Origin of the sequence: Qaidamihabitans albus (assembly GCF_016464705.1) — a bacterium.
GTDB lineage: Bacteria > Actinomycetota > Actinomycetes > Mycobacteriales > Pseudonocardiaceae > Qaidamihabitans > Qaidamihabitans albus.
This window is the reverse complement of record NZ_JAEHOB010000015.1, coordinates 44,533-64,945: the sequence shown is the minus strand read 5'-3', so window position 1 is coordinate 64,945 and position 20,413 is coordinate 44,533. Positions and strand designations below refer to the sequence as shown.

Sequence of the window (20,413 nt, the reverse complement as noted above, 5' to 3'; positions counted from 1 at the left end):
GAGGGCGAGGAATGATGGACATGCCCGACGCAGTGCCAACTCCCCGATCTACGGGTGCTGGATCCCCGTCCACGCCCTCTCCGCGCCCAGTACGCAAGTTCCGGTTCCTCCGGGCGCTCACGCTGATGGGTCCCGCGTTCATCGCCGGGGCCTGGCAGTTCGGCCCCGGCAACCTGACCTCGGCCGTCCAGGCGGGCAGTAGCTTCGGCTATGCCCTGATCTGGGTCATCGTGGTCTCGACCGCGCTGATGATCATGTTCACCGACATGAGCGTGCGCATCGCGATCGTGTCCCGGGGCTCGGTCGTCGAGACCGTCAAGCAGACCCTCGGCCGTCCGGTCGGCACGGCCGCCGGGCTCGGCGTCTTCGCGATCACGCTGATGTTCGCGGTGGGCAACGCCGTCGGGGCCGGGCTCGGCCTTTCTCTGGTGCTAGGCGGCTCGCCGGTGTGGTGGACGCTCGCGTGCACCGCCGTGGTCGCGGTCGTGCTGCTCAGCCGCGGCCGCTACGGCGTTCTCGAGAAGGTGCTGCTCACGATCGTGGCCACGATGGCGGTGTGCTTCGTCGTCACGGCGGTGCTCAGCAGGCCCAGCTGGGGTGACGCGGCCGCGGGTTTGGTGCCGACGATCCCCGAGGGCACCGGGCTGCTTCTGGTGGCGCTGGTCGGGACAAACTTCTCGATCAACGCCGCCTTCTACACCGGCTACGCCTCCCGCGAGCGCGGGCTGCGGCGCGACCAGTACCGGCAGACCACGCTGGCCGACACCATCCCGGGCATCGTTGCGCCTGGCGTGATGACTGCGTTGGTCATCGTCGCGGCCGCCGCGGTCCTCGGCGGCGAGGAGAGCGCCGGCCTTGCCCAGTTGGCCGGTGTCCTCGACCCTGTCGCGGGCGACGCGGGCCGGATCATCTTCGCGCTCGGCTTCTTCGGTGCCGCGTTCTCGTCGATGATCGCCAACGCCACCGCCGGCGGCACCCTGCTGTCCGACGGCCTCGGCTGGGGCAACCAGCTGTCCTCGACCCGGGTGCGCGCCGGAATCCTCGGCGTGCTCGCCTTCGGCGCGATCGTCGCCGCCGTCGCTGGCGGCTCCCCCGTACAGCTGATCATCACCGCGCAGGCGTTCACCGTCGTGGTCGCGCCCCTGCTCGGTATCCTGCTGGTGATCCTCGGCAACAACCGCAACCTGATGGGCGAGCTGCGCAACCGCTGGTGGCAGAACGCCATCTCGGCCATCGGCCTCCTGGCGATCCTTGCCACCTGCTACCGCCTGATCACCAGCTTCTGAGCCGAGCCAAGCTCGCAAGCCGCCGGTGCCGCCGTCGTGCGGGGTGGCCGTTTGTCCCTTCGCTGGCACCGTGATCCATACAGCACCGATGCGGGCGCCCGGGCCGAGGTCCCCCGGACCGGCCTGTGAGGCCGCGGTTCATGTGAGGAGTTTGTCGAGTGTGATCGGCAGGTCCCGGATCCGGATGCCGGTGGCGTTGAAGACGGCGTTGCCGACGGCGGCCGAGCTTCCCACGGCGGTGAGTTCGCCCAAGCCGCGGGCTCCCGTGGAGCTGAAGGCGTTGTCCGGGTAGTCGATCCAGCTGACGTCGATCGGGGGGATGTCGGCGTTGACGGCGACGAGGTAATCGGCGAGGGTCGCGGCGGCGAGGCGCCCGGTGTCCTCCTCGATCGGGTTGGTCTCGAGCAGTGCGGCGCCGATGCCCCAGACGATGCCACCCACCAGCTGGCTGCGGGCCGTCCGTGCACTGATCACCTGCCCGACGTCGACGACGGTGGTGAAGCGGCTGACTCGGGGCTCGCCGGTCAACCGGTTTCGAGCGGCCGCAGCAGGACGACGCGTGGCCGGTGTGACCGACGCTGACGATCCCGACCGCCGCGGTCATGGGCCACGGTCTCGCCGCTATCCTTAGGACTCCACGGATGCGCAGTGGGCGCCGATCGATCCACTGCTGCCGAACCCAGCCTGGCTGCCGGGCAAGGGCGGGCGCCGCGAGGCGCATTGTCGCCGCGCGATCGTGGACGCGATCTTCTACGTGGTCGACAACGGCATCAAATGGCGGGCGCTACCCGCGGACTTTCCGCCCTGGTCGACCGTCTATAACTACTTCGCAGCCTGGGAAAAGGCCGGTGTCACCAGCGCCATGCTGGACGTGCTGCGCGATCGGGCACGGCTGCGCGACGGGCGCGCGGTCAACCCGTCGGCCGGGATCATCGATTCCCAGTCGGTCAAGGCCCCCGAAACCGTCGCAATGCCCAGTCGTGGCTACGACGCAGGCAAGAAGATCAACGGCCGTAAACGCCACATCGTCACCGACACGCTCGGCCTGCTGCTGTGCGTGGCCGTCACACCGCGTCGGTGCAGGACCGCGACGCCGGACGCGCCCTGCTGAAGCGCCTGGCGGCCTCGTTACGGCGAATACGCCACGGCGGCTACGCCGGCAAGCTCGCCACCTGGGCCGCCGACAGCCTCAAACTCACCATCGAGATCGTCAAACGCTCCGACTACACCACCGGTTTCCAGGTCCTTACCCCGACGCTGGGTGGTTGAACGCACCCTCGCCTGGATCACCCGACACCGACGCTGCGCCCGCGACTACCAACGCCTCCCTGAACACCACGACGCCATCGTCCGATGGAGCATGATCCGTATCCTCAGCCGACGCCTCACCAGACCCGTTTAGGAACAGGCGCACAGGCCGCCGGCAGGCGGCCCACCACATAGCAAGAAACGTACGCACGCCCCGGAACATTGCACGACGATCGTCTCCCCGGACCAACCTCGCACCCAGTTCCCGAGCGGGCACGGGTGCGATGGCAAAGCAGGCGGTGCAGCCAAGATGTGGTCCCGAGTAAGACCAAAGTGGACTCAGGACCCTGCCCGCAGGCACTACACCGGCACGGGGTGGAAGTGAAGAGGCTGTGCAGTGGCATCCCGCTCCGAAGGTGGGTAGGCGGTCAAGACCCTGCCCGGGTTGCCGTCGACGCCACGAACGTCTCGGTCACCCGCTGCTCGAACGGCATTGCCACGCCTCCCGGCTTAGGAGCCCACCAGCACAGGCCGAGCGCATGGCGTTACGTGTCGGGCTGGTGGCGACAACGACACGGGTGCTCAGTGTGCGGGTGCCCGGTGTCGATATTCGAAGTACTTCCACGCGCCGACAGCGACGCCGATTCCGAGCATGGTGACCAGGCCCAGTGCCACGGTTGGCGAGGTCGTCGGGTGGAGGGTGCCGGACAGTGTGATGTCGGCGGCTGCGAGCGAGCCTGCGACGGCGAGCAGCCCTGGCAGCGCGAGCAGAGCCCTTCTGCCTTGCTTGCGCAGCAGTCTGGTGATCGCGTCACCGATCATGAGCAGGCCCGTTCCGACTCCCATCCCGAAGGTGAATTGGCGTATCTCTGTGGACACGTCCGGCTGCGACAGGCGGACGACCATCAGGACCAGCGCCACCGCGAGTACTGCGGCGAGCACCACCGCGCCCCCGAGATCCCAGATCAGGGGCAGAGCGCGGTGCCGATCCTGACGCTTCCGGGGGATGAACGCCCAAGCCTCTTCGCGGGCGAGGTGACTCGCCAGAGCACCGAAGCCGGTGATCGCAACGGCCGCGACCAGGGGAGGAAGGACACTACCGCTAGCGAACCAGATGATCCCGGCAAGGCACAGTCCCACCGCGGGGTTCGTCAACGCGGCGATGAATTGTGCCCGTCGGAACGGCCGACGGGCTTCTTGCAGGTCCAACGGATGCACCAGCGGCTGTTTGTCCACATCGGGCAGATCGACGAGCTCGGTAAGTTCACGCACGGCTGCCTCCTAGGGCATGTTCGATGAAGGGTCCGATCGCACTGCCGCGGGCGATGTCGTAGACCTTCTGCCGCGAGACTCCCAGCCGCGCCGCGATGGTCACAGCGCTGAAGTCGTCGAGCAGACCGCCCACGGCAATGGCCCGCACCGCGGAGGCGCGTGAGTTCAGGTGAGCGGCCAATGCACTGACCTCGGCGGCCAGCAAGGCCACAGCAAGTGGCCCCCCAAACCGCTCCGCCCAGTGCTCGTCCCCTGTTGCCGCCGCGGCGTGCAAACCGTCGCCCATATCCGCCAGCACCGCCGCCACGCCGGTAGGCGTAATGCCGTTCTCGACGAAACGATCAGCCACATCGGCACGCACCTCGGCTGGGCGGTGGGCGAGCACCGCGTCCCACGCCGCGTCACCCCCGGGGTTACAATCCATATGAGCATCGTGCCGGAAGCCCGGTCGTTTGTAAACCCGGGGGTGTCACTACTGGCCGAAGGTGACGATGTTCGCCCAGGGGCCCTTACCCGCGACCGTCATTCCGGCTGCCCTCTCTGTCCAAGCCCGCCGTCCCCGAACACCCACCAAGGCGGTCAGCGGGGTCTGCCAGGAGGGCTTGACGATCGTGGTGCAGCCGGCCGCCAACGCGGGAGCGATCTTGCGGGTGATCATGGCGGCCGGAAGGTTCCACGGGGTCAGAAGCAGCGATACGCCGATCGGCTGTGATATTTCCATGATCCGCCGTGTCCCGCTGGGCGAGCTGGTTAGGAAGCCGGGAAGCCGGACCGCTTCCTCGCTGTACCAGCGGAAGAACTCAGCGGCGTAGGTCACCTCGGCACGGGCGTCGGACATCGGTTTGCCGTTCTCGGCGACGATGAGTTCGGCGATCTCATCGGTCCGTGCGATGGTCTCGGCGTACATCGCGCGTAGGAGCTCGGCGCGCTCGCGCGGTGCGGTGTCGCGCCAGTCGTCGGCGGCGCGCTCCGCAGCGTGAGCCGCCGCCCTGCCGTCGGCGATTTCACCGTCGGCGACGGTGGCGAGCACGGTGCGGGTGGCAGGGTTCTCGACGTCGAACCGCCGCCCGGTGGAGCCGGGGATCCAGCGGCCGTCGATGTAGAGCTCTGTCGGGATGCTCATGGTCTCACATCATTTTCGTGTGGTGGAGAGCGCTCGTTGCCCAGACCCGATTCGCGATACGAGAAAAGGGCCTGGTGGTCTACAGATCGAACAGCAGTGGCAAGTGCGGCAGTGCCGGGTGACTCCGTTCACACGTCGCAAGCCGGCATCGGGCCTTCGGCGTGAACGGACTTCGGTGAGCCAACTGCCGCAAATGCACACTTCATCGCTCACTGGTGCCCGTCGCACGAACGGCGGGCACCGTTCACTCGTCGTCCCAGTTCCGCGGGGCGACGTAGCCGGTCTGGCCCTTCTCGAGTCCGAGCGCGAAAATGGGGCCGTTGAGATCCTCCTGCCAAATCAGTGACTCCATACCGATGTGTTGCGGGTGGTCCTGGACCGTGTAGACAGTCAGGCCGGTCTCGCTTGGATAGTGCGCGTGTTCGCGCCAAGAGGGGGCTGAGAGCAGCAGATCCCCGGGCGCGAAGTCGATCCGCTGCCCATCGACGATCGAGTAGCCGGTCCCTTCGACGTGGTAGTTGATGGCGACCGAGCTGTGCCGGTGGCCGGGTCCCTCGGGACGCTGCCTGACTCCCTGCGGGATTCGGGAAAGCGTCACGAAGAAGGTGCCGGTAGCACCTTGCTTGCGTTCGGTGGCCGGGTTGTATAGCGCCATGATCGTGCGCTTGCCATCGCCGAGGGTCTGCGACATCAGACCTGCGATCGTTTCGTAGGGCCAGTGCAGCGGACGGTTCGGGACCGGCTCGATGTCGACCAGGTACTCGTAGCCGCGCAGTCGTGCCCCGGTCGGTGAGACCTCGTGGTCGGGCGCGGTCCCAAGATCGGCGATGTCGGTGACCTCGTCCATGTCGATTGGTCCGTCGACCGGCACGCCGGGGAGCCAGTCCTCGTCGAGTTCCTCCCAGAAGTGGGTTCCAAGGAACGCGAGCAACGGAGCATTGGAGTACGCCAGCCGCACCCACCGTTGCTCGCCGGTGTTCACGAACCGGTGCGGCTTCATCGAAGGCACGGTAACCACGTCGCGGTCGTCCAGCTTCAGCGACGTGTCCGCGACCTGGACAGTCCCGGAGCCTTCGATGCCGATCTGAACGAGACTCGAGTTGCGGCGCAACGGCGTCGTCCGTTCGCCCGGCAGCAGCACCTCGATCACGACCTCAACTCCGGGCGCGAAGCTCCGGCCGGTGGCTGACTCGGGGTGTACCAGCACCGCCGAACGTCGACCGTTGGCGGGAGCAGGTCCCCGCGCCAGCCGCTCGATGGTCTCCTGAATTTCCGCAGCGGTGATCTTCAGCGGTGCCCACGGGGTGGGCAACGTGGGGCCCTCTCCTGACGTCTCGACGGCGCCGGCGCCCGAACCGAGGCTGATGTGGGACACGTTGGCAACAGTCATGCGGTTTCCTCCTCCTTTGATTCGTCCGAATCGGACCGGGCAGGTCCATTTGACGTGCGCTGCCAGCCCGTCCGTTGCTCGTCGCGCAGCACGTATTTCTTGATTTTTCCCGTAGAGGTCTTGGGCAAGGGGCCGAAGACGACTGACTTCGGGGCCTTGTAGCGCGCGATTCGCGCCCGAACGTGTTCGATGATCTCGGCCTCCGTTGCGGTAGCCGACGGTTGCAACGTGACGAAGGCCGCCGGAACCTCGCCCCACCGGTCGTCGGGAGCAGCGACAACCGCGACCTCGAGCACGGCGGGGTGCTCGGCGATGACCTGCTCCACCTCGACGGAGGCGATGTTCTCGCCGCCGGAGATGATCACGTCCTTGCTCCGGTCGCGCAGTTCCACGTACCCGTCTGGATGCCGGACGCCGAGGTCGCCGGTCCGGAACCAGCCGTCGGGAGCCGCGGCGGCGGTGCTCTCGGGGGCGTCGAGGTAACCGAGCATGAGATTGTTGCCGCGCAGCGTGATCTGCCCGACGGTGGTGCCGTCGGCAGGGACGTCACGGCCGTCGTCGGTCAGCACGCGGGGAGTGCAGGCGATCAGATTCCCGACGCCCTGCCGGGCGGACAGCGTGGCTCTCGTCAGCTCGTCGCAGTCGTTCCACTCGGGGCGCCACTCGCAGATCATCGCGGGGCCGTAGGTCTCGGTGAGTCCGTAGAGGTGGGTGACGTCGAACCCGAGTCCGGTCATCCGTCGCAGGATCGCCGGCGAGGGCGGCGCGCCCCCGGTCGCCAGGTGCACGGTGTGCGGCAGTGGCTCCGCTTCGGGTGCGTGCCCGAGCATGGACAGCACGGTCGGGGCACCCTCGAGGTGCGTCACACCCTCCCGCCGGATCAGCTCCCAGACGAGCGTCGGCTCGACGCGTGGCAGGCACACGTGGGTGGCGGCGGCAGCGGAGACCGCCCACGGGAAGCACCAGCCGTTGCAGTGGAACATTGGCAGTGTCCACAGGTGTACCGCGCTCGGCGACAACCCGGTGTGCGCGACCATCGCCAGGGCTTGCAGGTAGGCCCCCCGATGGTGGTACATCACTCCCTTCGGCCGGCCGGTCGTGCCCGAGGTGTAGTTGATCGAGAGCAATGTCGTCTCGTCGTCCACGGCACGGGTGGTCGGCTCGGCAGCGTCGAGCAGGGTCTCGTACTGCTCACCGATGCGGATGCGTTCCGGCGGGTCGGCGAGGCCGGTCACCGCGGCGTCGACGACTTCGTCGAACAGCGGGTCGTACACGAGCACCGAGGCACGGCAGTGCCCGAGGATGTAGCGGATCTCGTTGCCCGAGAGCCGAGTGTTGATCGTGACGAGCGGCGCCCCGGCCCACGGGATGCCGAAGTGCGCCTCCAGCATCTCGTGAACGTTCGGCGCGAGGATTGCGACCGGACGGCCTCGTGCCCGGGTCGCGAGTGCACCGGCGAGGCGCGCGCAGCGCTCGTGCAGTTCGGCGTAGGTGAACCGGGCGGGCCCGTCCACCACGGCGGTGCGGTCCGCGTGCGCGGCCGCAGCCCGGTCGAGGAACGCGGTGGGGGTGAGGGGTTCGAAGCACATCGACGAGCTGTTCACGAGCACTCCTCCTGGCCGGAATGGACGCTCGCCGGAAATCCATCGCCGGTTGCACGGGGCTCGGGTGAGCGCTGCGAGTGCCGCCAGCTCGGCGACGCGACGCCGGTAAAGCCGCTGCGGTGGAACACCAGCGGATTCGGGTCGACGGACGAGTGCGCGCTGCGCACTCGAAGCACGACGAGCACGTGATCACCGACGACGGTCTCGTTGTCGATCGAGCAGGTCATCTGGGCGACGCTGTCATCGATGTGCACCGCCGTACCGGTGGCCGACGTCGCGATCTCGCTGAACCGATCCGCGATTGGGCCGGCGAGGGAGCGCGCGACGCTTTCGTGGTTGACCTCCAACACACTCAGTCCCAGAACCGGTACCTGTCGAAGGACCGGCCAGGTCCGGGAATCGTGTTGGACACAGACGGCCACCAATGGAGGACTCAACGACACCGGAACGAAGGTGCTCATTGCCATGCCAACGCGTTCGCCCGAGAACATTCCGCATACCGCGACAACACTCGACGGGCAGGCGCCGAACACGGTGCGCAGAGCGTCGCGGTCGAGGATTTCCGCCGTCATGATGCGACCTGCCGAGACCGTTGCACCATGCTGGACACGGCGTATCTCCAATAGCGGCAGACGGAGGCGATGGCTGGGCCGGGGTCTTGGCGAGGTGGCAGGGTCAGCCCCGGGGTCGGACAGACGAGACCGGCGGCGACGAGTGCGGGTTTCAGCTGCCGTTCCACGACCACGTGGTCGGACGGTTCGGCCACACAGAGAGCGAACGCCAAGGTGTCCAACGATCGAGTACCGCGTCGCTGCTCCAGCAACCGGGTCAGGGTCGACGGCAACCTGCCGTCGCGCACTGTCGTGGCCACTACAAGAATATCGACTTCACGGGCCACGGCGTCGAGGTCGGTACATGCGGCCACTGGCATCATGTGGGTCGGTCGGGCTGCCGTGAGGGTCGTGGTGAATCGGGCGGCGAAGTCCGCGGCAGGTGGATCACCGGCTGTGATCACTGCCGTCGTGAGTGGCGGATTGCTCACTGTGCTACCTCCTGCGCTTCATTTCGTGTGTCGGCGAGACGACGGCGGATCTCCAAGAGCTCGCGCGGGGCGTTGAACGCTGTTGCTCCGACTACGTCGTCTCCGCGGTGGTGCACGAACAGCCACCCGCGTTCGTCCCCGCCGGCCGGCTGGCTCCGCGTCGTGGTTGTTGCGTCGGCTTCTCCGACGTGTTGAATACGAACGCCGTGTTGGTCGGACCAGACGTAGCCGGTTGTCCGGAACGGTCTTTGCGGTGCCGGATCAACAATGGCGTTCGCAGCGTAGGAAGCCTGCTCGCGAGCTGTCGTCCAGTGCTCGGTGCGTCGTACGCGACCGGTGGCCGCGTCTGTCCAGGCGGCGACGTCGCCGACGGCCCATGCACTCCGGAGACCGTGAACGGCAAGTTCCGAGTCGCAGCGGACTCCCTCGGTTGTCGACAGCCCGGCGTCTTCGAGCCAGGTCGTGACGGGTGTCGTGCCGATGCCGACGATCACGAGATCGGCGGGTAACCGGGTGCCGTCGTCCAGTTCCAACGCTTCGATCTCGGTTGTTCCGTATCCCCCGACGACGGAACGTCCGCACACCACCCGCACTGAGTGCTCGCCGTGCATCTGAGCTACTTGTTTGGCGACCTCGGACGGCATGAGACGTCCGAGGAGCCGGGGCCCCGCTTCGACGATGGTCACGTCCAGACCCAGTTGGCGCGCACTGGAGGCGACCTCCCCGCCGATGAACCCGCCACCGACGACGACCACCCGGGGCCGTGACGCGAAGGCCGATCGGATCGCCTCCGCCTCTGCCCATGTGCGCAGGTAGTGCACGCCACCGAACCGGTCGAGGGGACGCGCCCGACGGGGTGCCGACCCGGTGGCGATGACCAGCGGGCCGAAAGCGATGCGCTCTCCATCCGAGGTCACCAGGTGCCGGGCGGTCGGGTCGAGTCCGGTGACGGTCGTCCCCGCGCGGAGGTCGACGTCCAAAGCACGTAGACCAACCTCGTCTAACAGGGCAGGTGGGTTGGTCTCCGGCGAGGTGAGCACGGCCTTCGACAGCGCTGGCTTGTCGTAAGGTGTGCCGTTCTCCCGATCGATCAGTACGACAGGCCGGTCGTACCCGCGCGAACGCAGTGCCTGTGCGACACGCATGCCGGCGACCGAGGCTCCGACCACGACCACGGGGGTGTTCGCGGAGTTCATGTTCTTGTGAGCGCGATGGCCCCGACTGGGCAGTCCGCCTCGGCTTCGCGCAGTGCCGGGCCATCGTCGTCCGCCCGATGGCCGGGCTGGACGAAGGCGATGTTGGTCTCGGTGTCGAGGTCGAATACCTCAGGGGCGGCGACGACGCAGTTGCCGTAGCCATTGCACAAAGTTCTGTCGATGTCCACGCGGTAGCTCATCGTCGGGCTATCCTTTCTCCGAACAGGCCGGACCGAACCGGACCGGCAGCGTTGTGGGGCCGAGGTGGTTGCCGCCCTGCAGGCCGCTCCAGCGCACTTCGCCGGCCGCTGCGAGCGGCGGGTGCGCGCAGAGGCGCCAGAGCAGGATGGCCAGTTCCGAGCGCGCCAAGGCGGCACCCAGGCATTGGTGTATGCCCCACCCGAACCCGAGATGGCCGCGGGCGTCCCGGTCCGGGTCGAAACGGTCCGGATCGGGGAAACGGCCGGGGTCGCGGTTGGCTGCGGCGAGGGACAGCAGGACCGCGTCGCCCTCGGCGATGTCCTGTCCTCCCACGGTGACCGGACAGGTCGTCCGGCGCGCGAAGTTCTGGGCAGGGCTGCGGTGACGCAGCATCTCTTCGACGTAGCGCGGCGCCAGGTCGGGGTTCGCGCGCAAGCGGTCCTGGTGGTCGGGCTCGGCGACGAGCAGGTGCACAAGGGTGCTCGCCGAGTTCATCGTGGTCTCGTGCCCGGCGACGGCGAAGGTGGCGAGGATGCTGATCATCTCGTCCTCGCTGAGCGGGCGTCCGTCGACCTCGGCGTCGAGCAGATCGGTGACGAAATCCTCCCGGCCGCTGGCGCGGTGTTCGGCGATCTCCGCCCGCATCAGGTCGTAGATGCGGGCTCGGGCGCCGGTGAAGTCGACCTCTTCCTCATCGGCGGCCAGTCCCGCCCACATCTGCTCGGTGACCTCACGAAATTTCTGGACTGTCTCCGTGTCGAAACCGACGAGTTCGGTGAGTACGACCAGCGGCAGTGGCAGTGCGACGTCGCGGACGAAGTCCCCGCCGCCGGCCTCGACGAACCGATCGACGAGGTCGGCGATGGTGCGTTCGAGGAAGGGCTTCATCTCGCGCACCCGTGCCGGGGACAGCGCCTCGGTCATCAGCCGCCGGTAGGCGGTGTGCAGCGGCGGGTCGAAGTCGATCGGTATCGCCCGCTGGTTGCCGTCGGTCGGGATCCGGTGCCCGGAGGCCGAGGAGAACGTCTGCGGGTCCCGCAACGCCGCGCGGACGTCGTCGAAGTTGGTCACGACCCAAAACCCGCCGCGCCGCTCGGACCACGCGGCCGGGCCTGCGGCGCGGGCGGTTTCGTAAACGTCCCAAACTCCGGGCTCGGTCAGGTCCGGGGAGTAGGGGTCGAGGTCGACGGTGGCAGCGTCGTTGCTGATCGGTGGCATCGGATCTCCCGTCACGACGAGGTCGGGGATGGTGGAGGGGTGAGGTGTGGGTGCTGGTCGGCGGGTCAGTCGTGCGGTGCGGACTCGCCCATGCCGGCGTACCGGGTCCGTCGGTGTCGGCGGTCATGGCGCGGGCTCCCGCAGCACGGTGGGTTGCTTGGTGGAGGGCGTAGCGCCAGGGGTGCCGCTGAGGACCGCTGCGCCCTGGTCGAGCAGTGCGCGAACCCGCGGTTTACTGTGGTCGCCGAGTGGCAGGAGAGGGGCGCGCACGTGCGCCGACGTCAGGCGTTCCTGTTGATGCAGGACCCATTTCGCCGGGGCCGGGTTGGTCTCGACGAACAGCAGGTCCACCAACGGGTGCAGGGCGTAGTGGAGCTCGCGGGCGGCCTCGTGGTCGCCCGCGTCCCAGGTCTCGTACATGCGCGCGACCGCCCAGGGAGCCAGGTTCGACACCGCGGAGACGAAGCCGGCGCCGCCGAGGGCCAGCAGCGGTAGGCCGAGCAGCTCTATTCCCGACCAGACCATCAGTTCGCGCCCGCACAGGTGCAGTACGCGCGAGAAGTGCTCGAAATCCTTGGTGGTCTCTTTGATCCCGACCACGTTGTCGTAGTCGGCGAACAGCCGGGCCATGGTCTCCGGGGCAAGGTCCACGGCCGTTCGGGACGGCACGTTGTAGACCACGATCGGCAGGTCGGGGAACTCCTCAGCGACCGTGCGATACCACTGGTAGAGCGCCTCCTGGGTCGGGCGGGCGTAGTAGGGCGTGATCACCAGTGCGGCGTCGGCCCCGGCGTCGCGCGCAGCGGCGGTGATCTCGAGGGTCTCGTCGAGCTTCGCCGAGCCGGTGCCGGGCAGGAACGGAACGGCGTCGCCGATCTCGTCGGCGACGGCGCGGATCGCCTCGATCCGCTCCGCGACCGTCTGGGCGGACGGCTCACCAGTGGAGCCGCCGATGGACACGCCGTGCGAGCCCGAGGTGAGCTGCCAGCGCACCAGCCCACGCAGTGAGGCGAGGTCGAGGGCCCCGTCGTCGGTGAACGGAGTGATGACCGGGGCGATCGAGCCCCGGATCCGGGCCGGGTCATTGCGGAACCTCACGACCGGCCTCCAACGAGCAGGCGGGCGACCGCCAGGTCGGACAAGCCCATCCCCATTCCCTTGAACACCGTGCAGCGGGGGCTGGAAGGCCGTTCCGCTTTCCCGGCGACGACGTCGCAGAGGCTGCGTAGCGTCCCCCAGCCGTCGGAGTCGACGGTCCCGAAGTGTTCGCGCAGTTCGCGCGATCCGCGCCTCGCATTGGCCTCGCTGTCCACGACGGTCAGCGCGGACTCTTCGAGTAAGCCGGGGTCGAACTCGGCGTGCGAAGGCAGAATCGCTCCCACCGCATTCAAATGGGCACCGGACGCGAGGTGCTCCAGCCGGAGGAAGGGCTCCTGGGCGCGAGTGATCAGGGTGACGATGCGGACGTCGCGAGTCACTTCCTCGACCGTGTCGGTGACGGCCGTGGCGATGCCCAGTCGGTCCTGGACCTGCTCGGCCAGCGCGTGTGCCCGGTCCGCGGTGCGGTTCCACAGCCGGACACGACGCAGCGGGCGTACCGCGGCGATCGCCTCGACCTGACGCAACGCCTGGCGCCCCGCCCCCAGCACGGCGAGCTCGTCGGCGTCCGGGGCCGCCAGCCAGCGCGTCGCCACCCCGGCGATCGCCGCGGTTCGAAACGCGCCGGCCGCGCCTGCCTCGGCGACGCCGAGAGTGGCGCCGTCGCCGGCGGTGAACATGGTCATCAGCGCGCTTGCGCCGGCGGGGGTGTTGACCCAGGTCTTGAAGATCGCCAGGTCGGCCTCGCGGTCGAGCGCACCGAGAGCGTGCGCGCTGCCGCGGCCCTCGCCGTGCGGCCAGGTCGTCATCGTCTTGTCCAGGTTCCAGGCGGAGCCGGCGGCCTCGTGGGACAACACCGCCTCCAGCGAGCCGATCACCTCGGAAAGGGTCAGCCGCGAACGCACGTCGTCCTCTGTCCACAGGTTCATCGGGTCGCCTCCACCGTCTCGCGTGCGTGGGGGGCCGGTTTCTCGTCGACCACGCCGTGCCGCAGGGTCCCGACTCCGGAGACCTCCACCTCGACCTCGTCGCCCGGCCGCAGGAACCGCGGCGGGTCCATCCGGTAACCGATGCCCTTCGGCGTGCCGGTGGCGATCAGATCGCCCGCCCGCAACGGCGTGAGGGCGCTGATGTAGGCGACCAGCTCGGCGAATCCGAAGGTGAGCCTGTCGGTCGTGTCGTCCTGCACCGTCCGCCCGTTGAGCCGGGTGGTGACCCGCAACGGTCCGGTGCCGATCTCGTCGGCGGTCGTGATCCACGGGCCGACGGCCCCGCTGTGATGCCAGTTCTTGCCCGCGGTGGCCTGGGTGGAGTGCAACTGCCAGGACCGGACGCTGTTCTCGGCGACACAGGTGACACCGGCGATGTGGTCCCAGGCGTCCTCCGGAGCGATCCGGCGGCCCGGCGCGCCGATCACCAGCGCTGCCTCGCCTTCCCAGTCGAGCGAGTCGTCGAGAGCCGGCCGCACGACGGGCGTCCCGGCGCCGACGAACGAGTCGACGAAGCGGGTGAACAGGGTGGGGCGGTCCGGGGCCTCGACCGGTGAGCGTTCCGACTCCGATGCGTGGGTCGCGTAGTTGAACCCGACGCACACGATCTTCGCGTTGTCCCCGAACGGGGGCTCCCACAGCAGGTCGTCGACCGAGACCGAGGGGTCGTCGTCGCGGATCGACGGCGGTTCGGCGAGCACCGACTCGAACGAGGCGATTCGGTGGTCCAGCCGAACGACGCGGTGGTCCTCGACGACGCCGAAGCCGGTTTCCCCGGAGGAGGTGCGAAAACGGGCGATTCTCATCCGGTCACCGCCCGCTCCGGGACGGCGCCGGCCTGCGCGACCGGTCCAGGCGGTGCGCGGAGCCCGGACTTCTCGAGCAGCGGCAGCACGTCCCGGGTGAAATCGGCAATCCCGGTGTCGTAGTCCACCCAGGTCAGAAGAGCCCCCTCGATGCCTGCCCGGCTGAGCGTCTCGAGCCGATCGGCGATCGTGTCCGCGGTGCCGACCAACGGGAACCCGCCGGCGCCCGCCGCGAAGCGCTGGCGCATGGCTTGCATGACCTCGGGGGACATCAGCTCGGTGTTGGCGCCTTGCAGTCGCATCCAGGCGTCGACGCTCTCGGCGTCCTCGTACTCGACGGAGAACCGCCGGAAGTAGGCGTCTGCTTCAGCCTGCGTCTCTCGCTGGACGACCACGGTGTGGGTCCACACACGAACCTCGCGGCCGAACTCCTCCCGGGCCATCTGCTTGTAACCCTGGATCTGATCGCGGATCTCGTTCTCGTCGTCGGAATGCACAATCACGAAACACAAATCGGCGTGCTCTGCGGCGAACCGCATGCCCCGCGAGGAACCACCGGCATTCATGATCGGGACCGCGGACTGGACCGGTTTCGGCTGGGACACGCCGCCCACGACGTCGAAGAAGCGACCGTGGAAGTCGAACTCGTCGGTTTCGGTCCACAGCTTGCGGATCACCTGCAGCCACTCGGCGAGGTGGTCGTAACGCTCGTCATGCTCCCGCAGCGGAGCCCCGAACATCTCCAGTTCCGGCCGATTCCAACCACCCACCACGTTCAACGCGAACCGCCCACCGGAGATGTGATCCACGGTCGCGGCCTGCTTCGCGGCGACAATCGGGTGCAAGGTCGGCGCATGCGAGGTGGCGAACACGCCGATCCTCTCGGTGACCGCGGCGATACCTGCGGCCCACGTGAACGGGTCCAACACGCGGCCGGAGCGATGCTCGGGCCGGTTCTCCGGGTACCCCTTCCAGCGGGCGAACGGTACAACGGCCTCGAACCCCGCGCGATCGGCTGCCTGAGCAGTCCGCAACGACATGCTCCATGCCGTCTCGTGCGCCTCCGGCACCAGCGTTTGAGACGCACCAGTGCCGTTAGTGCAGAACAGCCCGAGTTTGAGGGCGTTGTCGCCGAACAGCGGGTTCATCGCAGACCTCCTTGTCCGTGGTGTGTCGACCACGCTAGAGAGCCGCATCACATAACACCATTACGAATGTTGGGATAGTTCGATACGATTCCTCGTATGCTTCAGTTGCAGCTACGTCGCCTTCATCTCTTCTGCACCGTGGTCGAGGAGGGCGGCGTAACGCGCGCCGCCGAACGTCTCCGGGTGGCGCAACCGTGGGTGTCAGCGCAGCTGCGGACGCTGGAGAAGGCCCTCGATGCGACCCTGTTCGTGCGGGAAGGTCGGCATCTTGTGCTGACCGAAGCCGGCCATCGGTTCTATTCGTGGGCCTCAGACGTGCTCGCCGGCAGCACGCAAGTCCGCCGTGACATCGAAAACCTGAGAGCGGGCGCCGCCGGATCACTCGTGGCCGCCACCAGCATGGCCATCGGCACGTACCTCGTTCCTCCGTTGCTCAGCGAACTGCGCCGTGAGCGCACCGGAGCCGACATCACCGTCCACATAAGCGAGCCCGCCGCAGCACTGCGCACTGTCACGCTCGGTGAAGCGGACTTCGCCGTCGCCACATGGTTCGACGAGCTCGAACCTGCTCCGCTACAAGCGGAGAAGCTCTGGGAGGAGCAGCTCGTTCTCGCCGCCGCACCGAACGGTCCACCGGACGGGGACACGGTCGGGCTCGCCGAGCTCATCGCGCTACCGCTCGTGGGCGTGCCCGCAGGCGTCGCGTTCGACCGCATGCTGAGCGACCAGCTCCGCACCTACGACGTCGGCGAGCTGAGCTACGTCATGCGCCTCGGCCACGCCGAGGCGATGAAGAGGGCGGTCGCGGCCAACAACTGGGTCTGCTTGGCCCCGTCCTACGTCATCGCCGACGACGTCAACGCGGGTCGACTGAGGAGCGTCTCGATCGGCGACGCGAAGCTGGCCGAAGGAATTGGCCTGTTTCACCGACCGAGCAAGCACTTCTCCCCACTTCAGGAAGCCGCCATCGAGAAACTTCGAAACATCGCGGCGACGAGAACGGTATCTAACCCCGATTGACCTGGTACCCATGATCGTTGGTGATAGAGCGGGCTCGAAATGAGGGGAGTAGGGAGCCCTTTTCATCCTTCAGCTGGTTCGTGGTTTTGTAGTACGTGGCTGGCTTTGGCAGGTCTCCGAGCACGACACCGGCGGGGTGGTGTCGTACGGGATGGTGCGCGACTACGCCGCCACCCGGCGTCGACAGATCCGCATCGAAGCAGACCGGGAGCCAGCGAATACGTTCATCCCGCAGACCCACAACCCACGGCGGGGAATATCTGACGACCGCTGGGGAGAAACCGCTGGCCACCTGCGGGGAAATGCTGGCAGCCTACGGGGAGAATCAACTGGCCGTTGACAATCCAGTCGATCGCCTGGCTGTCAGGCCGGCACCCGCTGCTGGTGCACCGCTCGATCAGCAACGCCACCGACCTGGCCTACTACGTCTGCCACAGCACCCATCCCGGCCCGATCGCTGGACTGGTCCGAGTCGTTGGATAACGCTGAGACGTGGAGGAAACCTTTCAGCTCACCTAAACGAGTCCGGTGTCGGTCACTAGGTGCGCAAGTACTGCGCCTGGTACAAGCGTAGCACGCTTACCATGCTGACGGCGCGCTTACAGGCGGCCTCCCCGCAACGCCTTGAAGTTGCGGCGAGCAGTTGACATGTTTGGCATCCCGATCAGGTTCACGCCCAGCAGGGCATCGTGATGGATCCGGCACACCACGACTGTCCTACCCCACAACGCAAATCACCGTCGGCGACTCACTCCATTACCGAAAGCTATTTAGGTGCCACTAACGCACGGCGATGGCCTCTATCTCCAGTAGCCACCGCGGATCAAGTGTTCCGACAACGACAACCGTCGATGATGGCTGGGCGTCGCCGAGAACCGCCCTCCGAACGGCACGGTTCTGCTCGGCGTAGGCACGGTCGGTGAGATACGTCGTTACCTTGACCAGATCGTCGACATTGAACCCGGCCGCGCGTAGGTTCGCCAGGACATTGGTCCAGGCGAGTCGGCATTGCTCGGCGAACTCTTCCGGGATAGCGCCAGTGTCGGTTTCTGGAATCTGCCCACTGATGAACAGCAACCTGGAGGCACCGGCCACCGACACCGATTGGGAGTAGCCACCGACAGGCTCTGGGACATCGGACGGGTTAAAACACGTGAATGAAACCATCCCCAACTATAGCGCACCGACGGCGAGCAAATCGGGAGGAAGTAGCGCTAGGCTTGAGCGTTAAAGGTCCGGGTCGCCGAGATAGACCCAGTTAATCATGGATGGAAACCGTTGGTTGATCATTACTTCTTCCGACGGGCGGAAGATCGCACCAAGGCTTCGGTGATAAGTGTGCACCACCTCAGCGCCGCTGTTGCGCTGGGGAGTTGTCCCGGTTCCGCCACGTAAGTTTCACCAGTGCCTGACCGCGCGGGCGGACGCGTTGTTCGAGCTGACCGATGCGGCACTGCGCGCCGACGGGCCGGTCACTTCGCTGGTCGACCTGACATTGGAGGCTGAACACCGGCGCGGCCATGGCAGTCTTTACGACAGTCTGAACCAGGGCGAGATCGACATCAGCATGTTCGGCAATGTTCTTGTCCGCCAGTCGATTCCTTGCTCGGCGGCGGCCGGACCATGCTGGCCATCGACGTCAGCCACTGGCTACGATCGGACGCGAACCCCAGCCCCGATCGACGGTCCTGCCACACCTACGCACGCGGCCGGCGCCAACCCCAGATGATCCCCGAGGTTGCCTCGGAGATCTGGATCATCGGTGACAGTGGCTTCGACGGTCCCCATCTGACGTTCCTGCTGGCCGATCTCCCGATCCGGCAGCTGGTGCGACTGCACTCAGTCGGGTGCTGGCCTTCCCCGCACTACCCCGGCGACCCGGCACCCGAGGCGCAGCACCCGGCACGGAGGCCCGTTCGTGTTCGCCGACCCAGCGACCGGCCCGACACCCGCGCACACCACGACGACCGATACCAACCGCTGCGGCGCCGCGCACGCCCGATCCTGGTCTCGGTTACACCTGATGCCCCGGCGTGGCGTTCATGCCGATGCAGCACCAGATCTGCCTGCGCATGACGGTGGACGGTGTCGATGTTGAGCTGGACCAGGTCGAGCAGGTCCGTGCGATCGCGTTGACGACGGCGCGCCTGGTCGGCGGCGGGATCGGCCTCAGGTTGGACTGCTGGCAGCGGGCGCGCGCGGATGTGGCAGCCGGGGGCAGTGACGCTTGCCGGGGACGACGGGTCGCTGGGCTCAGCCGGCAGGCTGGACGTTGCGCATGGTCACCAGTGCCGTGGCACAGAGTGTCTCGCCGGTGCCGTTCACCGCCAAGACGTCGGCGGCCGCGACCGTCACCAGGGACCCCGGTTTGATGACCCGGCCACGCGCGACGATCCACTCGCCCTTTGCGGGCGCCAGCAGCTTCACCGTGTAGTCGATCGTCATGTTCACCCATCCTGGCGGCAGGAGCGTGCCCGCCGCGGAGCCCCCGGCGAAGTCCGCCAGCGAGCCCAGTACGCCGCCCTGAATGAAGCCGTCGTGCTGGGTGAGCTCGTCGCGGTGCGGCTGAACGATCTCGACCGCGCCCGGCTCCAACCACGCGAACTCGAAACCCAGGTGCTTGGCCGCCGGCATCGACAGCACCGCACCCTTCACGGTTTGTGCGAAGTCGGGATCGGCCGCAGCCGGTTCGGCCGTCATCGCGTGGGCTCCTGCATCGGGTCGGCGGCGGGGGTGCGGTCGGCGGCCCCGCCCGAGAAGATGTCCCGCGGGTTGTGCCGCAGCAGCATCTGCTCGACCTGGTCCTCGGTGATGCCGTGTTCCAGCAGTCCGGGCAGGACGCCGCTGTAGACGTAGTCGTACGTCCGCTGTGGAGCGGTCTCACCGACTCGGTCCTCGGGGAACCAGTCCGACGTGCAGTGACGGTCGTGGGAAAGCACGATCCGGTCGGCGTACCCGCGCCTGCAGAGTTCGGCGAGTGTGTCCACCTGCTCGTCCAACCCGAGGACGATGCCCAGCCCGCACTCGTCCCAGCCAGGATAGGACGCATTGTCGACCAACTGCTCGAGATAGCCCAGGTCGGTCGTCTCGTTGCAGTGGCCGATGACGACGCAACCGAGGTCGACGCCCTCCTGCCGGAAGATCCGCTGTTGCTCCAGCCCGCGCCGGGACAGGGCGTGCGTATGGGTGGAGATCGGTACTCCGGTACGCAGGCGCGTCCGGGTGACCGCCCGCAACACGCGCTTCCCGTCGGACGTCTCGCCGGGTTCATCGGTGGCGCATTCCAGGATTCCGGCACGGATTCCGGCGTCCTCGATGCCCTCCTCGATGTCCCGCGCGAGCAGTGACACCAGGAAGTCGCCGTGCGGATCGTCTATGACGAGCTTGCCGGGGCCGCGGTACTGAAACGGAAACGTGGTGCACGTGTAGTACCCGGTGCAGAAGACGACCTGCATCCCGCTGCCGTCCACTGCGCGGGCGACCCGGTGGACGTCGCGACCGAGGGCGGGGGCCGTCAGGTCGACGATCGTGCCGATGCCCAGGTCGTTGAGCGCGCCGAGATGCGCCCGGGCGTTCGCGATCTCCGTCGCCTCGTCCCAGCCCTGGAAGCCGGGAAAGAACTCCTGAAGATCGGGAATCCGAACGAAGATGTGCTCGTGCATGAGGGTGGTTCCGAGGGCATCGACATCGACGTCGTCGGTGTATGTCGGGATGCTGGGCATAAACGCTGCTCTCCTCACCTGTTGAAAGGTGGTGCGCGGACACCGGCGAC

General features: G+C 67.5%; 20 protein-coding genes and 1 pseudogene. 4 read left to right on the top strand and 17 right to left on the bottom strand.

The features are described from left to right. Positions 1-125: 125 nt before the first annotated feature. Positions 126-1,286, top strand: coding sequence for an Nramp family divalent metal transporter (locus JAP66_RS24705; protein ID WP_235999410.1), 1,161 nt, complete (start codon positions 126-128; stop codon positions 1,284-1,286). 138 nt (positions 1,287-1,424) lie between these two features. On the opposite strand, the gene JAP66_RS24700 is transcribed toward JAP66_RS24705, so the two are convergent. Continuing rightward, positions 1,425-1,814 (bottom strand): molybdopterin cofactor-binding domain-containing protein, encoded by a 390-nt coding sequence (locus JAP66_RS24700; RefSeq protein WP_199434236.1) that lies wholly within the window; start codon positions 1,812-1,814, stop codon positions 1,425-1,427. 40 nt (positions 1,815-1,854) lie between these two features. On the opposite strand from JAP66_RS24700, the pseudogene JAP66_RS24695 reads away from it, so the two are divergent. Then, positions 1,855-2,688 (top strand): annotated as a pseudogene (locus JAP66_RS24695) (IS5 family transposase). A 428-nt stretch (positions 2,689-3,116) separates the two neighbouring features. On the opposite strand, the gene JAP66_RS24690 reads toward JAP66_RS24695, so the two are convergent. From JAP66_RS24690 to JAP66_RS24630, 13 genes are all read right to left on the bottom strand, one after another. Then, positions 3,117-3,806 carry a hypothetical protein gene (locus JAP66_RS24690; RefSeq protein WP_199434235.1) on the bottom strand — a complete coding sequence of 230 codons (690 nt, stop codon included), beginning with the start codon at positions 3,804-3,806 and terminating at the stop codon, positions 3,117-3,119. Beyond that, entirely contained in the window at positions 3,799-4,230 is a 432-nt protein-coding gene (locus JAP66_RS24685) for a hypothetical protein (RefSeq protein ID WP_199434234.1), read from the bottom strand. The genes JAP66_RS24690 and JAP66_RS24685 overlap by 8 nt, the downstream gene beginning before the upstream one ends. Positions 4,231-4,278: 48 nt before the next feature. After that, entirely contained in the window at positions 4,279-4,929 is a 651-nt protein-coding gene (locus JAP66_RS24680) for an aldehyde dehydrogenase family protein (RefSeq protein ID WP_199434233.1), read from the bottom strand. A gap of 244 nt (positions 4,930-5,173) precedes the next feature. Continuing rightward, positions 5,174-6,079, bottom strand: a complete 906-nt coding sequence (locus tag JAP66_RS24675; RefSeq protein ID WP_307849707.1) for a cupin domain-containing protein — start codon at positions 6,077-6,079, stop codon at positions 5,174-5,176. A gap of 236 nt (positions 6,080-6,315) precedes the next feature. Continuing rightward, positions 6,316-7,908 (bottom strand): AMP-binding protein, encoded by a 1,593-nt coding sequence (locus tag JAP66_RS24670; RefSeq protein WP_199434327.1) that lies wholly within the window; start codon positions 7,906-7,908, stop codon positions 6,316-6,318. A gap of 11 nt (positions 7,909-7,919) precedes the next feature. Further along, on the bottom strand, positions 7,920-8,495 hold the full coding sequence (locus JAP66_RS24665; protein ID WP_199434231.1) for a flavin reductase family protein: 576 nt from the start codon (positions 8,493-8,495) through the stop codon (positions 7,920-7,922). Positions 8,496-8,961: 466 nt separating this feature from the next. Next, positions 8,962-10,161, bottom strand: coding sequence for an NAD(P)/FAD-dependent oxidoreductase (locus tag JAP66_RS24660; RefSeq protein ID WP_199434230.1), 1,200 nt, complete (start codon positions 10,159-10,161; stop codon positions 8,962-8,964). Continuing rightward, entirely contained in the window at positions 10,158-10,361 is a 204-nt protein-coding gene (locus JAP66_RS24655; protein ID WP_199434229.1) for a ferredoxin, read from the bottom strand. The genes JAP66_RS24660 and JAP66_RS24655 overlap by 4 nt, the downstream gene beginning before the upstream one ends. A gap of 7 nt (positions 10,362-10,368) precedes the next feature. After that, entirely contained in the window at positions 10,369-11,580 is a 1,212-nt protein-coding gene (locus JAP66_RS24650; protein ID WP_199434228.1) for a cytochrome P450, read from the bottom strand. 123 nt (positions 11,581-11,703) lie between these two features. Beyond that, positions 11,704-12,678 (bottom strand): 4-hydroxy-tetrahydrodipicolinate synthase, encoded by a 975-nt coding sequence (gene dapA, locus JAP66_RS24645; protein WP_199434227.1) that lies wholly within the window; start codon positions 12,676-12,678, stop codon positions 11,704-11,706. Then, positions 12,675-13,607, bottom strand: coding sequence for an ornithine cyclodeaminase family protein (locus JAP66_RS24640; RefSeq protein WP_199434226.1), 933 nt, complete (start codon positions 13,605-13,607; stop codon positions 12,675-12,677). The genes dapA and JAP66_RS24640 overlap by 4 nt, the downstream gene beginning before the upstream one ends. Next, complete coding sequence (locus JAP66_RS24635) at positions 13,604-14,473, bottom strand: fumarylacetoacetate hydrolase family protein (RefSeq protein WP_199434225.1); 870 nt, start codon at positions 14,471-14,473, stop codon at positions 13,604-13,606. Before JAP66_RS24635 ends, JAP66_RS24640 begins: the two co-directional genes overlap by 4 nt. Then, the gene (locus JAP66_RS24630) at positions 14,470-15,621 is read right to left on the bottom strand and encodes an LLM class flavin-dependent oxidoreductase (RefSeq protein ID WP_199434224.1); all 1,152 of its coding nucleotides are present in this window, start codon (positions 15,619-15,621) and stop codon (positions 14,470-14,472) included. The genes JAP66_RS24635 and JAP66_RS24630 overlap by 4 nt, the downstream gene beginning before the upstream one ends. Positions 15,622-15,717: 96 nt before the next feature. Between JAP66_RS24630 and JAP66_RS24625 the strand changes: the two genes are divergently transcribed. Then, entirely contained in the window at positions 15,718-16,641 is a 924-nt protein-coding gene (locus JAP66_RS24625; protein ID WP_199434223.1) for a LysR family transcriptional regulator, read from the top strand. Between the two features lie 780 nt (positions 16,642-17,421). Here the strand turns inward: JAP66_RS24625 and JAP66_RS24620 are convergent. Further along, a complete protein-coding gene (locus JAP66_RS24620; protein WP_199434222.1) occupies positions 17,422-17,808 on the bottom strand; it encodes a RidA family protein in 387 nt (128 codons plus the stop codon). Positions 17,809-17,977: 169 nt separating this feature from the next. Here JAP66_RS24620 and JAP66_RS24615 point away from each other — a divergent pair, with 169 nt between their 5' ends. Beyond that, the gene (locus JAP66_RS24615) at positions 17,978-18,370 is read left to right on the top strand and encodes a transposase (protein ID WP_307849706.1); all 393 of its coding nucleotides are present in this window, start codon (positions 17,978-17,980) and stop codon (positions 18,368-18,370) included. Positions 18,371-18,894: 524 nt separating this feature from the next. Here JAP66_RS24615 and JAP66_RS24610 read toward each other — a convergent pair. Both JAP66_RS24610 and JAP66_RS24605 read right to left on the bottom strand, forming a co-directional pair. Then, entirely contained in the window at positions 18,895-19,341 is a 447-nt protein-coding gene (locus tag JAP66_RS24610) for a PaaI family thioesterase (protein ID WP_199434220.1), read from the bottom strand. Next, positions 19,338-20,363 (bottom strand): phosphotriesterase family protein, encoded by a 1,026-nt coding sequence (locus JAP66_RS24605; RefSeq protein WP_199434219.1) that lies wholly within the window; start codon positions 20,361-20,363, stop codon positions 19,338-19,340. Before JAP66_RS24605 ends, JAP66_RS24610 begins: the two co-directional genes overlap by 4 nt. Between the last annotated feature and the right edge of the window lie 50 nt (positions 20,364-20,413).